Genomic DNA, 14,146 nt, shown 5'->3' with positions numbered 1-14,146 from the left:
CCTATGATCCAAAAAATAAATGGTTATTACTAATGGGTGACCAGCAATAACTTAAAAGCTTTTTGATTTAATAACTTACAACGTATGGAAAAGTAAGTAGTAAAATCATAAAAGCCCCAAGTTTGTGGGGCTTTTAATATCGAGTAAAACTAATGATTAGTCTTCGTCGATCGTATGTGCATAACCTTCAGCGTCAAGCAAGTTTTCAAGCTCAGACTCGTCAGATGCTTTAATGCGGAATAACCAACCGTCGCCGTAAGCGTCGTTGTTTACTGTTTCTGGTGCATCTTCAAGGTCTTCGTTAATTGCAACGATTTCACCGCTGATTGGCGCGTAGATATCTGATGCTGCTTTTACTGACTCAGCAACTGCACAATCTTCGCCAGCGTCTACTTCGTCGCCAACTTCTGGTAATTCAACAAATACCATGTCACCAAGCAGCTCTTGTGCGTGCTCAGAAATACCTACAGTGAAAGTACCATCACCTTCGTCGCGAACCCACTCGTGTGAAGAGGCATACTTTAACTCGCTAGGGATATTGCTCATTTTATTCATCCTTTGGTTTATATTGGGTGATAACACCAAATTTATAATTAATACTTTAAAGTACTGACTTACCGTTACGTACAAAGCTTGGTTTAACTACTTTTACGTTAACTAATTTTTTACGCATTTCTACTTGGGCTGTCTCGCCTGTTGAACGTGGTACACGCGCAAGGGCAACACTAAAACCAAGTGTAGGTGAGAAAGTACCTGAGGTAATAACCCCTTCACCACCTTCAACGATTACTTTTGAACCACTACGCAATACGCCTTTTTCTTCAAGCACTAAACCAACGAGTTTATCAGTGCTTTTATCAGCGCGTTGCTGCATTAATACGTCACGACCAATAAAGTCACGATCTTCAGGTTCCCATGCAATGGTCCACGCCATGTTAGCAGCAAGTGGTGAAACGCTTTCGTCCATATCTAGGCCGTAAAGGTTCATACCTGCTTCTAAACGAAGTGTATCACGTGCACCTAAACCTGCAGGCTTTACACCTGCATCTAGCAGTTGTTGCCATAGATCAGCCGCTTGCTCATTCGGTACTACAATTTCGTAACCGTCTTCGCCAGTATAGCCCGTTGTTGCAATAAATAAATCACCCGCTTGCACACCAAAAAATGGCTTCATACCTTCAACAGCAGCTTGTTGTTCAGCTGTTAAGATAGTCGCGGTTTTAGCTTTAGCATTAGGGCCTTGCACTGCAATCATGGCAAACTCTGGGCGCTCAGTCACTTCAACGGCAAAATCAGCTGAAACTTTAGCCATGTGCGCTAAATCTTTTTCACGCGTTGCAGAGTTAACTACTAAACGGTAATCAGTGTTTGAGAAGAAGTAAATAATAAGGTCGTCAATTACGCCGCCTTGCTCATTAAGCATGCCAGTATAAAGCGCTTTACCTGGGACAGTTAATTTAGCAACATCGTTAGCCACTAATTTACGTAAGAATGCTTGTGCTTGCTCGCCTTTGACATCAACAATCGTCATGTGTGAAACGTCAAACATGCCGGCATCGGTACGCACAGCGTTGTGCTCTTCGATTTGCGAACCATAGTTAATTGGCATTTCCCAGCCATGAAAATCAACCATTTTAGCCTTTGATTCTAGGTGCTTTGCATGTAAAACTGTTTTAGAAGTCATAATATTCCTTCACTTTATAATTAACCCAATTTTGGGCGTGGCCTCAATTTAATGAGGGGGAATAACATGGGCGGCGATTATACATAAGTTGTACTGCACTGACACCCAAATTGCGATTTGTTGTTTTAAATAAACGACAAAAAAACTGGCAAGTGTTCATTACACCAGCCAGCTTATAAAATCTGTTAAGCAACCTCAGCAAGTGACATAGCAAAGCCACGTTGCTTTAGATAAGTTTGCCATTTTTCCAGCTCAGGGAGTTTAGCCACCAGCTGAAAATACTGCGTAGATTGTTTATCTATAGCTGTAATGAATACTTCACCACTTTGTGCCCCATAACAACTCGTTGCATCAGATAAACGCAACCCTGGAGTGAGTTTAAATGCGTCAACTAAGGCATCAAAGGCCTGCTCACCGGATAAAGTTAGCGTCGCTAAATCTGTGCGCATTACAAACTCAATGTCATAACGCAGTTGTTGCTCGCTGATCAGCGCTTGTAACTGTGCTGCGCCATCGCTATGTAACACAAATCTAAACGCCGTTGCGCTAAAGTAATAAAGTGCATAGCTATATGTGCTATTTAAGTCACCGTCTAAGGTGCCTTTTAAACCTAAACCACTGGCAGTTAATTTATTTAAATCTAACCCTAAAATAGTGGTTAAAAATGGGATTGCTTCAGTGCCACTAAAATCGATTGCTACGCTATTATTATCGGCCTGCAAAGTATTGCTTTGCGGCGCGTCTATTTGACTGTGACGAGCAAACATTATTGGAGTAAAAGTCATCATTGACACCTATCAATCTTTAGTGGCAAAAGTATATTGTGCAAGGGGTATAACAACAAATTGTAATTTTTTATCAATTGATAAATAATACTTATGTGTTTAACTCTATAAATTGAATTTTTTTATATGAAGAATATTTCGACAGATGGCTTACGCACCCTAATAACCGTAGTAGAAGTCGGTGGTTTTGCCAAAGCAGGTGAACTATTAGGTTTATCGCAACCAGCGGTAAGCTTACAAATAAAGCGCCTAGAAGACGTGCTTGGCCACAAGCTCTTTAAAAAGCAGGGCCAACGCCAAGTGCTTAATCAATATGGCGAGCTGTTATTACCAATGGCAAAACAAATGCTGCTGCAAAACGATAGTATTTTACAACTGTTTACCAAAGAGAATGTGACCGGTAAAGTCCGCTTAGGGATCCCCAGCGAATTTGCCGCGCGGATCCTGCCCTCAATTATTGGTGATTTTGTAGCGCTCTACCCTGATGTATCGTTAGAAGTGAAGTCACGGCTTAGTAAACATTTGCTATCTGTCTCCCGTGAAGATCAATTCGATTTAGTATTGGCATTAAATGAAGATTTAAACTCTGAAAAATTCCCCGTGTTTATGCAAGACCAACTCGTTTGGGTGGGCGATTTATCGTTAGCACAGAATGAAGTTGTCACCTTAGTCACTGCGCCAGAGGGCTGTATATATCGTCGTCGTGCTATCGAGGCGCTACAGCTAGCGGGTATTAAATACCGCATAAGTTATAGTAACGCTGATTTAACAGGCCTTACCGCCGCTTTAAAAGAAGGCTTGGGGATTACGGTACTCGCCAAAAGCACCGTGCCACATGAATTAAACTACCAGTTACATACTAAGCACTTACCAGAGCTTGGTCGCATTGGTATTAGTTTAATAAATCGCGCGGAGCGACCAGAGCATGCCGTAGCTAAACTGGCTGAATTTATTAGTTTACGTTTAGCTTAACAGTCTATTTTACCTAGCTCATGGCATTAAACCCATACCAACAGCTTATTTTATATAAAAATGAGTTCGTAAAATTGAAATGACATTGATTCGTATTTTTTACCGTGTTTAAATTGGGTAATTTATTTTATTTCAATAAAAAATACAGGACTTTCGATGAAATCTCAGTTTATTGTTTCTACTCTAGCTGCAGCCATTACTTTATCACTTAGCACCAGTGCTATTGCTAAAGATGCAACTGACAAAGAGCAAGCATTTGAACAAATTACCGTTATTGGCTCACAAGCAGCAATCAATGATATTCCAGGCTCTGCTACTTTTATTAGTGAAGCAGAGTTACAAAAATTTGAATACACCGATATTTCACGCGTCTTAAGTTCTGTGCCTGGGGTGTATGTTCAAGAAGAAGACGGCTATGGCCTACGCCCAAATATTGGTATGCGCGGAACTGGTACTGGCCGTAACGATAAAATTTCAGTGATGGAGGATGGCGTGCTAGTTGCTCCGGCTCCTTATTCTGCTCCTGCTGCTTACTACTTCCCTACAACTGGCCGTATGCAAGCAATCGAAGTATTAAAAGGAGCAGCTTCTGTTAAATATGGCCCACGTACCACAGGTGGCGTATTAAACTTAGTTTCACGTAGTTTACCAACTGAAGGCTCAACCGGTTTAGTTAATGCTGAGCTGGGAAGTGACGGATTTTACAAAGGCCATGCTTATTTTGGCAAAAAGAAAAACAATGCAGCTGGTTTAATTGAAGTATTTAGTTACGGCGCAGATGGCTTTAAAGAGTTACCGGTAGGCAGCGATAACACCGGCTTTGAAAAAAATGACGTGTTACTAAAGTTTGGTTTTGATTTTGGCGAAAACGAAGCGCATAACCTTGAAATGAAAATAAAGTACTCAGATGAGCGCTCTGATGAAACCTATATGGGTTTAACAGATGCTGATTATAAAGCGTCACCGTATCGTCGTTATGCTGCATCTCAAGAAGATGAAATGAACACTCAGCACAATGCGTATCAACTTAACTATGCCTATCGCTTTGGTGATGGTTATGAGTTTTTAGCAACTGCTTATTTAAATGACTTTCACCGTAACTGGTATAAAGCCAGTAAAGTTGGCGTTAGCGACTTAGAAAAATACAGCGACTTTGAAGCAAACCCAACCAGTGAAGGTATTGAAGGTATTGGTGTAAAAGCCAATAACCGTAATTACCAAGCAAAAGGGATCCAGTCAGAGTTACATATCCCAGCAGGCGACCACTACATTACTGTTGGTGTGCGTTACCATGAAGATGAAATGGACCGCTTCCAATGGCAAGACGAATACACACTAAATCAAGACTTATCAATGACGCTAACCAGTCAAGGTGCTCCAGGCTCAGACAGCAACCGCTTTGATAGCGCAAAAGCAACAACCTTATTTGTACAAGATCAATGGACACTTGATGCGTTAGTGATTAGTGCCGGCCTTCGTTATGAAGACATTACGATTTCTCGCGAAGAATGGTCAAAGTCTGATCCTAAGCGTGAAAATGGTTTAACAAAAGACATCAGTAATGACACCGAAATTTTAGTGCCATCATTGGGTGCAACTTACACAGTTAACGACAACTTGACACTACTTGCCGGTATTCAACAAGGCTATGCACCTGCCGCTCCTGGTAATGCAGATCAACAAGAAGAAGAAAGCTTAAACATTGAGCTGGGTGGTCGTTATGATTACGCAGGTTTCAATGGTGAAGTGATTTACTTTAATTCTGATTACGACAACATGCACGGCAACTGTACAGCTGCTATTGGTTGTAGCGATGATAACATTGGCGATCAGTACAACTACGGTGAAGTGTCTGTTGAAGGCTTTGAATTAAGTGCAGGCCGCACATTTGCAACTGATAGTGCAGCATTCCCTGTTCGTTTAACCTACACGTATACCGACTCAACATTTGAAAACGATTTTGAATCAGGCCTATGGGGTCAAGTAAATAAAGGCGATGCAATGCCTTACGTGCCTGAAAACCAAGTTGCATTATCATTTGGTGCTGAGTTTTCAAGCTTAGTATTTGATACGCAAATGCGTTATGTGTCTGACTCACATGCAAACTTAAGCCCTACAGGGTTAAATGCAATCGACAGTCGCGTAGTGTGGGACTTAGCCGCTAAATACTTAATTGATGACAATCAAAAAGTATACCTAACAGTTGATAACCTATTTGATAAAACCTACATTGCCAACCGCGCAAATGGTGGTATTCAACCAGGTAAACCTCGCACGTTACAACTAGGTTATAGCTACGCTTTCTAGGCTAGAGGCTAGAGGCTAAAGGCTAAAGGCTAAAGGCTAAAGGCTAAAGGCTAAAGGCTAAAGGCTAAAGGCTAAAGGCTAAAGGCTAAAATTATAAAAGCCGTGTTTGTTCAGTCAAGCACGGCTTTTTTGATAAATATCAAATCTAAAGAGAAAAAGAAAAGTCATAATGTAAAGGTTCTGGTAGAGGAATCGCAAGAGTAATAACAGGCATCGTCTGTAGAATAAAATAACTATATTTTCATGAGCTGCATATTGCAGCTCATTTTCTAGGAGTAGACTTGATGGAAACTGAATTAGACCTTGAGGCTTTATGGGATGAATGCTTTGCCATACCCGACGCATCCCCTGACGTAAAATATGCCAAACAAAACTTTTTTAATCGTACAGAACAACAAATATTCGTGGAATTTGGTATAAATGTTATTGAGAGCACCAGTGAGCTAAGGGAAATCACTCCACCACTTTTTAATATTTATTTTCCACACTTTCAAAATTATGTTTTAAAATGCAAGCATGACTCTATGGATGCAAACTGTATATCTAGTTGTTATATGGGTCTTTTAGCGGATAAGCTGCAGCAAGGAATAGTAAGTAACAAAGAGATTTTTGATAAAGCTGTACTTGTTAATCAGCACTTTAGAGAAAACCTCAGTTTTTACAATGACTACCCCGAAGTATATGGCGACTTGAAGCTTAAATTAGATGAAGTCGATATGTTGTTAGCTCAGTATGAAATCAAATAAATCACTAATTTGAAAAGAAAAAGCGCGGTATAAACCGCGCTCTTGGTCACTTACAAACTCTCTTAACTAGCTAACTTTACTCTCGCTAACTCGCCAACTTTAATCTACTTCCAACTTCTCATTTTATGGCCTTTAAGCGCATAGAATAAAATGAAGATATAACTTGGCAGCATTACCACATAAGCACCTTGTGCGCCTAGGCCTGCTACATTACCTAAGCCAATCAGCAATGGACCTAACGCGCCACCAGCAATACCCATGATCAATAAGCCAGAAGCCGTGCCAGTTAGTCGACCTAACCCTGCTAGCGCTAAGGGCCAAATTGCAGGCCACATCATGGCATTGGCAAAACCAAGTAATGCAATGCATAACAATGGATCAGGAAGCTCTGGGCCACCAAACGGTACTAATAAGAAGTTAGTAATAATAAACGAATCATTACTGCCCATAACCACTGCGAACACCGTAACTATACCTGCGATGCCTGACATTGTAAGTGCACTTTGCTGCGACATAAAACGGGGGATCAGTGCAATACCTATGGCATAACCAACTAACATACAGGCCATCGTATACGAGGTCATCACCGAATAATCTGCAATACCAATCTGCAATGCATAAGAACCGATGGTATCCGCTGAAATCACTTCAACTGCCACATATAATGCAATAGCCACTACACCAAGCACTAAGTGTGGGTGTTGTAATGCTTCTTTTACTTCACCCTTACCATTACCTTCAGACTCTTCAAACACTAAATCTGGCAATGGTACTAATTTAGCAAAGGCTGCAAATAAGAAAATCAAACCAGCAATCAGTACGTAAGGCATTACTAAGCTATCTGCCATAATGTCTTTTTGCTGTTGTGAAAGTTGACCGCTGCCATCAACCACACCTGTAACAACTACGGCAGCAAACATAATTGGCACGATAACCCCAGCAAATTTATTTAATAAACCTACGATACATACGCGAACTGCCGCTGATTTCTCAGGGCCAATTTTTACTACATAGGGGTTTACTGCTGTTTGTAAAATAGTCTGCCCAACACCAATCATTAACTGTGCAAATAAAAATATTTCAATCATCTGCATTTTAGCGGCAGGAATATACATCAAAGCAGACGCAGCCATAACCGCACAGCCAATTGCCATACCATTTTTGTAACCTACACGCTTAATAAGCATTGCAGATGGGATGCCAGCGACTGTTACGGCAATATAAAATGAGGAAATAATGAACGAAGCTTGCAGTGGCGATAGCACCAGCATTTGTTGTAAAAATGGCGTAATTGCACCATTTAACCAGGTTATGCAGCCTAGAATAAAGAACATTGAGCCTGCCAATGTCATTGGTAGCCAAATACTATGTTTGCTATTTGCTTCACACTCGACGGTTGCTTCCATAAAAATATCCCAACAATTTATTTTAATTTTTTATTTTAGTATTACACCGTTAAAGCTTTAAAACCGAGGCTGAGCAACACTAAAACCATTTTTATTACATTTAATTAATCATACACCAACAAAAATGACAGCGCTATCATTTTTAAAAAACAAAAAATAGTCACCACTGTTGCACTATTCTATTGAGAAAAGTTGAAAATGGTTATTGCTTAAAGAAGTAATGACCGCCCTTTACATAAATAAACCACTGACCACAAGTGCCCTTACATACCAATATATGGTTTTGTGTGCATGATTTTACGGACGTCAGCAGTGTTTTACCGGCGTCACGTTTCAGCATATGCAGTTAAGTTAGTTATAAACGAAATAACAAAAAGTGCACAGCACTAGTGCTACGATAAAGTAATGTGACTTCATTGTTGTTCTACCTAAAATTATAAGCAGAGCGGTGATCTCAATTAGTTCGTGGGCATACAAACAAAATGACTCAAAGGGTGTGATCACCACTCTAAATTGAGTTTCTAGTCTGCACCTTGAATAATTATTATGCTGCACTAAGCTATGAGATTGTGATACTTTTCAACTATCATTCCGTAATTAGGTAAGTCGCTAAGCTAATACTAAAAACCTATATATAAATATTGACTGCCCAACTAAAAGTTGTTTTTATCATAATAAATAATAATTATAGCGAGGGAAAAATAATGCGTGCTATGTGTGAAAAAGTTATTCCAAACTCCAATTCATCATGGCGATACTTTAAGTACACTCTTGATTTTATTCCATTTAATTGGCATTACCATCCCGAGTTTGAAATTTACTTAACGCTTAACAGCAGCGGTGTTTGTCATATTGGTGATTATATCGCACCTTATGCAGAATTAGATTTAGTCATATTAGGTCCAGACCTCCCCCATACTTGGCAGTCATCCGTTAATGACGATGACAGCTTGCAGGTTGTACATGTAGCACAAATTCCAAAAAAATGGCTTCAGCAACAAGTTGCCAGCAACCCTGAATTTGCAGTCCTAGAGCCTATGCTTATTTCTGCACATAGAGGATCAAAATTTTCCTTAGCCACTGCAATCAAAGCCAAAGCTATTTTTGAAGAAATTGAGCAAGCGGATCCATTTGCTCAGTATTTGGGGTTATTTAAGCTGCTGCACCTATTGAGTAAAGACAGGGAAGCACGCACACTATCAAGTTCAACGTTTAATTATTTAGAGCAGAATGATCCAGCGCGAGATAAGTTTGACAAGGTGGTTGAATATATTTATCAACACTATACAGAATCACTCAGCGCAGAGCAGCTAGCTACAATGGCGCATATGAGCACCAACCATTTTCATCGCTTTTTTAAAAAGCGTATGGAGCGCACATTAACTGAGTTTATTAACCAATTGAGGATCGGCAAGGCCTGCAAAGAATTGATCAACACGAATCGTGCTATTACTGCCATTAGTGATCAGTGTGGATTTAAGAATATTTCTAACTTTAATCGGCGCTTTCTTGCACTAAAGGGTTCTACTCCATCTCAGTTTAGAAAGCGCTTACGACAAAAATCTCTGGTATAAAACTCGCTTTATTATTTGCCTATCGCTTGTTTAGCAAACAACTGTTTAATTGGGCCTAAGTTATCAACCATAGTTAAGCCCACACCGCGAACAAGCTTTTTAATGGGGTTAGTACCGGCAAATAACTCTTTCAAGCCTTGCATCATGGCAATGTGTTTTTGGGCATCAAGTTTGCGAGTACGCTCGTAATCGCGAAGTAATCGCTCATTGGCAAACTCGCCCTGTTGCGAGCTTAATAACTGGGTTAGATAGGCTGCATCTTTTAAACCTAAGTTCATGCCAAGCCCAGCTAATGGGTGAATAGTATGTGCTGCATCGCCCATTAATATCACTTTGCCACTGAGCCACTTCTGCGCATAACGCATTTTAAGTGGAAACGCGACACGCTCACTTTGCACATCACATAAACCACATTGACCATCAAGGGCTGCCATCACCGCTTTATTAAACTGCGTATTATCCATTGCCAGTAATTGCTGGCAATGCTCTGGTGTTGTTGACCAAACGATTGAGTGGCTATGTTCATCTGGCAATGGTAAAAATGCCAATGGCCCGCTAGGCAAGAATATTTGTCGTGCGGTATTGTTATGCACTTCAGCGGTTTTTACCGTGGCAACAATGGCATTGTGGTCATAATCTTTAAAAGTGATCGGCAAATTAAACTGTTTACGAATTGCTGAATTAGCACCATCGGCCGCCACCAGCAATTTCGCTATAACGGGCTCGCCAGAATCAAGCGTAATAAATACATCGTTATCGCTTTGGTGAATTTGCTGATAGCGAGTATCAAGCATCAATGTTGCTTGGCTGTGCTTTTCGAGCTCTTTGATCAACGCATACCGAATAATATCATTTTCAACAATATGGCCTAATTGTGGTAAATCTAACTCAGCGCTATTGAAGGCAATTTTCCCAAAACTGTCTTGATCACGAACATCCATATGGGTGTAGGCGCGCGCTCGCTGGGCGATGATCTCTGGCCACACATTGAGTGATTCAAATAATGCTTGGCTGGCTAAGCTTAATGCACTTACGCGCAGTGCGTAATCTGCACCAGGTAACACTTGCTTTGCTGCTGCATCAATAACCACTACGCTAATATTTGCTTTTGCCAGCCCTAGTGCAAGCGTTAAGCCAACGCAGCCGCCACCTACAACACATACTTGCGCCTGTTTCATAGTCGTTTACCTTGTTTAACTTGCCCCATTAATTGCTTTGCCAGTGGGGTTTTTAATGAAGAACATAAATCCATCGAGAATAAGCCACAACTGCGGCCCAAAGCGAGTAATCGCGAGCTATTTGAAAACAATCGTACTAAGCCATCGGTTAAAGTCATCACAGTATTGATATCTTGGCTGCGTTGTTTGGCGTAATCGCGGGTAAACGCATAACTCCCCAACGGCTGTTTGCTTTTAACAAGATCACACAATACTTGTACATCGCGCAGGCCTAAGTTAAACCCTTGCCCAGCAATAGGATGAATTGCATGTCCTGCATTACCGATGAGAACAGTGCGATGCGCAGTTAACGACTCCGCGCGGCCATATACCAGTGGGTAGCTTGCTCGCATACCGACTTTAGTGAATTGCCCAGCTCGATAACCAAATGCAGTGTGTAGTGCTGTTAAAAACGCGTCGTCAGTGAGTGACATATGCTCACTCACTTGCTGTGGCTCCATGCACCAAACCAATGAATAACGGTTATTACTCATCGGCAAAAGTGCCATTGGGCCCTGCTCCGTAAAGCGTTCAAAAGCATGATTATGATGACCACTTACAACTTCAATATTGGCAATTATTGCCCCTTGTGAATAAGGCTCAGTGGCAAAATTAAGGTTGGCTAATTGTCGTGTCGGTGACTGCGCGCCGTCAGCAATAACCACTAAAGCAGCTTGAATTTTCTGCCCAGAGTTCAGAGTTATCGCGGCGTAGTCTTGCTGGTAACTTAAACTTGCCACACTGTCGGGGCAAAAAAGCTCAACCTTGGAGTGCGTTAACAACTGGTGTAAAGAGCGGCCAAATGGATTAACCTCAACCACGTAGCCTAATGCCGGCTGGTTAAATTCTTGGCAATCAATATGGGTTTTACCAAAGTGGCCACGATCTGAAACCGTCACTTTTTTTATCGCTGCGGAAAAATTTGCTGTGGGGTCAAATAAATTAAGCTGTCGTAAAAATTGCACTGATTGCTGCGCCAGTGCAATGCTGCGATCATCAAAGCTGGGGTGGTGGTCGCCACTAGGTTGGTGCGCTTCAATAACAGCAATATTCAGCTCAGGTGCTGATTTGGCTAAACTCAAGGCACAGCTAGCGCCGGCTAAGCCGCCACCAATAATGACTACATCAAACTGCTTTGCCACGGTTGCTCCTAGCATTTGCCCATGTTTATCACGGCCTCTATTTCACTAATGCTTTTTGGCACGCTAGCGGTTAAATTTTCATGACCTTGCTCGGTCACTAAGAGGTTATCTTCAATACGAATACCAATGCCTTTATATTGCTCAGGCGCTTTGGCATCTAGCGCAATATACAAGCCAGGCTCAATTGTAAGCACCATACCCGGTACGAATGGGCGCTCTTTTTCATCTTGCTTGTAGTCACCAACATCGTGCACATCAAGGCCAAGCCAGTGACCCAAGCCATGCATATAAAATGCTTTACAGGCTTGATTATCAAGTAACTCTTGTAATTCACCTTGCAAAATACCCAAATCCAGTAAGCCTTGAGTTAGGACCGTCATCGCTAATTGGTTAGCCTTAGATAAGCTGCCGCCGGGTTTAACTTCTGTAAATGCCGCTTCTTGTGCCGCAAGTACAATATTATACAACTGTGCTTGAGGTTCACTAAATCTGCCATTGATAGGAAAGGTGCGCGTAATATCTGCCGCATAGCCTTGCAGCTCAGCACCTGAGTCAATCAATACTAGATCACCGTCATTAAGTGTGTCGCTGTTTGCGGTGTAGTGTAAAATATTCGCGTTATCACCACCGCCTACAATAGTGCCATATGCCGGATGACGAGCTCCATGCATAGCATAATGGTGGTGTAGTTCCGCTTCTAATTGGTATTCTGTGGCGCTGGGTGTTGCAAACTGCATAGCACGAATATGACCTTGCGCACTGATCTCACATGCTCTGCGCATAATTGCCACTTCTGCAGGTGATTTAAACAAGCGCATTTCATGAACTAAGCCACGAATATCTTTAATTGTATGCGGTGCTTTGTAGCCTTTTTTAGGCGCGCCGCGTAGAGTATTTAACAGCCCCCACACTTTGTCATCAAACTGCGGATAAGTCCCCTGCGCATAAAATAAAATCTGCTGGCCGTTCACCAAATTCAATAATTGCTCATCTAGTTCAGTCAGCGCACAGGTTTGGTCGAATAAATACTCTGTTTTTGCTTTTTCAAAACCAATACGACGACCATGCCAAATTTCAGCTAATTTGTCTTTATTTAAACAAAACAGTGTACTGGGTGTCTCACTGCTTGGGCAGAGCACTAAAATAGCGTCAGGTTCATTGAAGCCAGTTAGGTAATAGAAATCGCTATCTTGACGAAATGCATATTCGGTATCACGGCTGCGAGTTACTTCATTCGCAGCAGGGATGATAGCCACGCTATTTGGCTCCATCATCGCTAATAAACGTTCGCGGCGTGCTTTAAATTCAGCTTTTTCAATACTCACTGTTGGCATCATAAACCCTGTTTATACTGTTAATTTTAACTTAGTGAAGTGTTTTTTTAGTGCTTGCTGGTGCTTGCTCTTTGCCAAGCTCTGCAAAACAAAGTAATGCCGATACACGCACATACTCAATGACTTCATGCAGTGCTTGGCTATCTTCTTCGGTTTCATCAAACATGGTATCGAGGCGAGTTATTTCGCTAAAATCGCTGATCACTTCTTTGACGTCAGCCGACAGTGTGCCGTAATCTTTTTGCTTTAAACCAAAACCCAGCATAAATCCGGCTACCCACGATACTAAACCATTGGCTTGATCAACTAAGGTTTCATCATCACTTGGTAAAAATAAATCAAATTGAAACTCTTCGTCGTTAAAGCTGGCAACTACTTGCTTATAAATCACAGCAAAAAATTCTTTTAAGTCATGACTAAATGACTGGCCATCGTTAAACACATCGCTTAATAAGCCTAAGTATTCTTTGGCTTCAATGTTCAAACCACAGGCGAGTAACCCACTGATCACACCGTGGGCCTCTGCTGGAGTAACAAAAATTTCGTTCTTCTCAAGTAATAATTGAGCTTGTTGGTAATCTGGTAATTCGTTCATGCTGGCATCTTTCACTTGGCTAATTAAGTTAATGCTACCACTCGATAAATGGCAACTCCAATGAAAAGTATGATTGAGGTCAAAAAGCAATCCAAAAAGTAAATGTGCCGTTACCAGCGTTGAAAAAGCAAGCAAGCAGTATAAGTTTTTTCAATTTGGGGTGTAAGGATTGGATTATGTCTTATATACTTAAGTCGTTCCCTAGGGTGTTGGAGCTTGGTTAAGTCCCTGAGCCGATAAATTTTATGTTAGGGTTTCTGTTCGTCTGCTATTGTGCAAGCTCGGCATGTACCGAGAAGCCTACGGCAAACCGCAGATCCCCGCCCTGAGACCTTATGGTTTCAGGACTGACACCGAGTGCCGCATACTTGGGGAACACCTTCA

General features: G+C 41.4%; 12 protein-coding genes and 1 other RNA gene. 5 read left to right on the top strand and 8 right to left on the bottom strand.

Annotation, left to right across the window (positions count from 1 at the left end):
* Positions 1 to 156: 156 nt before the first annotated feature.
* From gcvH to NDQ71_RS16450, 3 genes are all read right to left on the bottom strand, one after another.
* Positions 157 to 546, bottom strand: a complete 390-nt coding sequence (gcvH, locus tag NDQ71_RS16460) for a glycine cleavage system protein GcvH (RefSeq protein ID WP_016708738.1) — start codon at positions 544 to 546, stop codon at positions 157 to 159.
* A gap of 55 nt (positions 547 to 601) precedes the next feature.
* On the bottom strand, positions 602 to 1,684 hold the full coding sequence (gene gcvT, locus NDQ71_RS16455) for a glycine cleavage system aminomethyltransferase GcvT (protein ID WP_064665695.1): 1,083 nt from the start codon (positions 1,682 to 1,684) through the stop codon (positions 602 to 604).
* 185 nt (positions 1,685 to 1,869) lie between these two features.
* Positions 1,870 to 2,469, bottom strand: a complete 600-nt coding sequence (locus tag NDQ71_RS16450; protein ID WP_192542527.1) for a hypothetical protein — start codon at positions 2,467 to 2,469, stop codon at positions 1,870 to 1,872.
* A 126-nt stretch (positions 2,470 to 2,595) separates the two neighbouring features.
* On the opposite strand from NDQ71_RS16450, the gene NDQ71_RS16445 reads away from it, so the two are divergent.
* The 3 genes from NDQ71_RS16445 (at position 2,596) to NDQ71_RS16435 (ending at position 6,494) form a co-directional block, all read left to right on the top strand.
* Positions 2,596 to 3,441, top strand: a complete 846-nt coding sequence (locus tag NDQ71_RS16445; RefSeq protein ID WP_192542520.1) for a LysR family transcriptional regulator — start codon at positions 2,596 to 2,598, stop codon at positions 3,439 to 3,441.
* A 156-nt stretch (positions 3,442 to 3,597) separates the two neighbouring features.
* Positions 3,598 to 5,748, top strand: a complete 2,151-nt coding sequence (locus tag NDQ71_RS16440) for a TonB-dependent receptor (protein WP_192542519.1) — start codon at positions 3,598 to 3,600, stop codon at positions 5,746 to 5,748.
* Positions 5,749 to 6,032: 284 nt separating this feature from the next.
* Positions 6,033 to 6,494: a hypothetical protein gene (locus NDQ71_RS16435; RefSeq protein WP_192542518.1), complete on the top strand. Its 462-nt coding sequence runs from the start codon at positions 6,033 to 6,035 to the stop codon at positions 6,492 to 6,494.
* Between the two features lie 104 nt (positions 6,495 to 6,598).
* Here the strand turns inward: NDQ71_RS16435 and nagP are convergent, their stop codons facing one another.
* On the bottom strand, positions 6,599 to 7,900 hold the full coding sequence (gene nagP / locus NDQ71_RS16430; protein WP_192542517.1) for an N-acetylglucosamine MFS transporter NagP: 1,302 nt from the start codon (positions 7,898 to 7,900) through the stop codon (positions 6,599 to 6,601).
* A gap of 704 nt (positions 7,901 to 8,604) precedes the next feature.
* Here nagP and NDQ71_RS16425 point away from each other — a divergent pair.
* Positions 8,605 to 9,474, top strand: a complete 870-nt coding sequence (locus NDQ71_RS16425; protein ID WP_192542516.1) for an AraC family transcriptional regulator — start codon at positions 8,605 to 8,607, stop codon at positions 9,472 to 9,474.
* Positions 9,475 to 9,485: 11 nt separating this feature from the next.
* Here NDQ71_RS16425 and NDQ71_RS16420 read toward each other — a convergent pair whose 3' ends face one another.
* The 4 genes from NDQ71_RS16420 to NDQ71_RS16405 are packed head-to-tail and all read right to left on the bottom strand — an operon-like array spanning position 9,486 to position 13,762.
* Positions 9,486 to 10,652: an FAD-dependent monooxygenase gene (locus NDQ71_RS16420; RefSeq protein ID WP_192542515.1), complete on the bottom strand. Its 1,167-nt coding sequence runs from the start codon at positions 10,650 to 10,652 to the stop codon at positions 9,486 to 9,488.
* Positions 10,649 to 11,833: a 2-octaprenyl-6-methoxyphenyl hydroxylase gene (gene ubiH / locus NDQ71_RS16415; protein WP_192542514.1), complete on the bottom strand. Its 1,185-nt coding sequence runs from the start codon at positions 11,831 to 11,833 to the stop codon at positions 10,649 to 10,651. The genes NDQ71_RS16420 and ubiH overlap by 4 nt, the downstream gene beginning before the upstream one ends.
* Before the next feature lie 8 nt (positions 11,834 to 11,841).
* Entirely contained in the window at positions 11,842 to 13,167 is a 1,326-nt protein-coding gene (gene pepP / locus NDQ71_RS16410; protein WP_192542526.1) for a Xaa-Pro aminopeptidase, read from the bottom strand.
* Positions 13,168 to 13,198: 31 nt separating this feature from the next.
* Positions 13,199 to 13,762 (bottom strand): UPF0149 family protein, encoded by a 564-nt coding sequence (locus NDQ71_RS16405; RefSeq protein ID WP_064665922.1) that lies wholly within the window; start codon positions 13,760 to 13,762, stop codon positions 13,199 to 13,201.
* A 195-nt stretch (positions 13,763 to 13,957) separates the two neighbouring features.
* Between NDQ71_RS16405 and ssrS the strand changes: the two genes are divergently transcribed.
* A non-coding RNA gene (gene ssrS, locus NDQ71_RS16400) (6S RNA) lies at positions 13,958 to 14,141 on the top strand.
* Positions 14,142 to 14,146 lie beyond the last annotated feature (5 nt).

It is taken from the genome of Pseudoalteromonas sp. KG3 (assembly GCF_030436385.1).
GTDB classification, from domain to species: domain Bacteria; phylum Pseudomonadota; class Gammaproteobacteria; order Enterobacterales; family Alteromonadaceae; genus Pseudoalteromonas; species Pseudoalteromonas prydzensis.
The sequence above is the reverse complement of the archived record's forward strand: the minus strand, read 5'-3'. Positions and strand labels throughout refer to the sequence as shown.

Coding starts and splice junctions, on each gene's coding strand:
- NDQ71_RS16435 (WP_192542518.1), top strand. CDS start 6,033: ATGGAAACTGAATTAGACCTTGAGGCTTTATGGGATGAATGCTTTGCC.
- NDQ71_RS16450 (WP_192542527.1), bottom strand. CDS start 2,469: ATGACTTTTACTCCAATAATGTTTGCTCGTCACAGTCAAATAGACGCG.
- NDQ71_RS16425 (WP_192542516.1), top strand. CDS start 8,605: ATGCGTGCTATGTGTGAAAAAGTTATTCCAAACTCCAATTCATCATGG.
- NDQ71_RS16445 (WP_192542520.1), top strand. CDS start 2,596: ATGAAGAATATTTCGACAGATGGCTTACGCACCCTAATAACCGTAGTA.
- NDQ71_RS16420 (WP_192542515.1), bottom strand. CDS start 10,652: ATGAAACAGGCGCAAGTATGTGTTGTAGGTGGCGGCTGCGTTGGCTTA.
- NDQ71_RS16440 (WP_192542519.1), top strand. CDS start 3,598: ATGAAATCTCAGTTTATTGTTTCTACTCTAGCTGCAGCCATTACTTTA.
- NDQ71_RS16405 (WP_064665922.1), bottom strand. CDS start 13,762: ATGAACGAATTACCAGATTACCAACAAGCTCAATTATTACTTGAGAAG.
- nagP (WP_192542517.1), bottom strand. CDS start 7,900: ATGGAAGCAACCGTCGAGTGTGAAGCAAATAGCAAACATAGTATTTGG.
- pepP (WP_192542526.1), bottom strand. CDS start 13,167: ATGCCAACAGTGAGTATTGAAAAAGCTGAATTTAAAGCACGCCGCGAA.
- gcvT (WP_064665695.1), bottom strand. CDS start 1,684: ATGACTTCTAAAACAGTTTTACATGCAAAGCACCTAGAATCAAAGGCT.
- gcvH (WP_016708738.1), bottom strand. CDS start 546: ATGAGCAATATCCCTAGCGAGTTAAAGTATGCCTCTTCACACGAGTGG.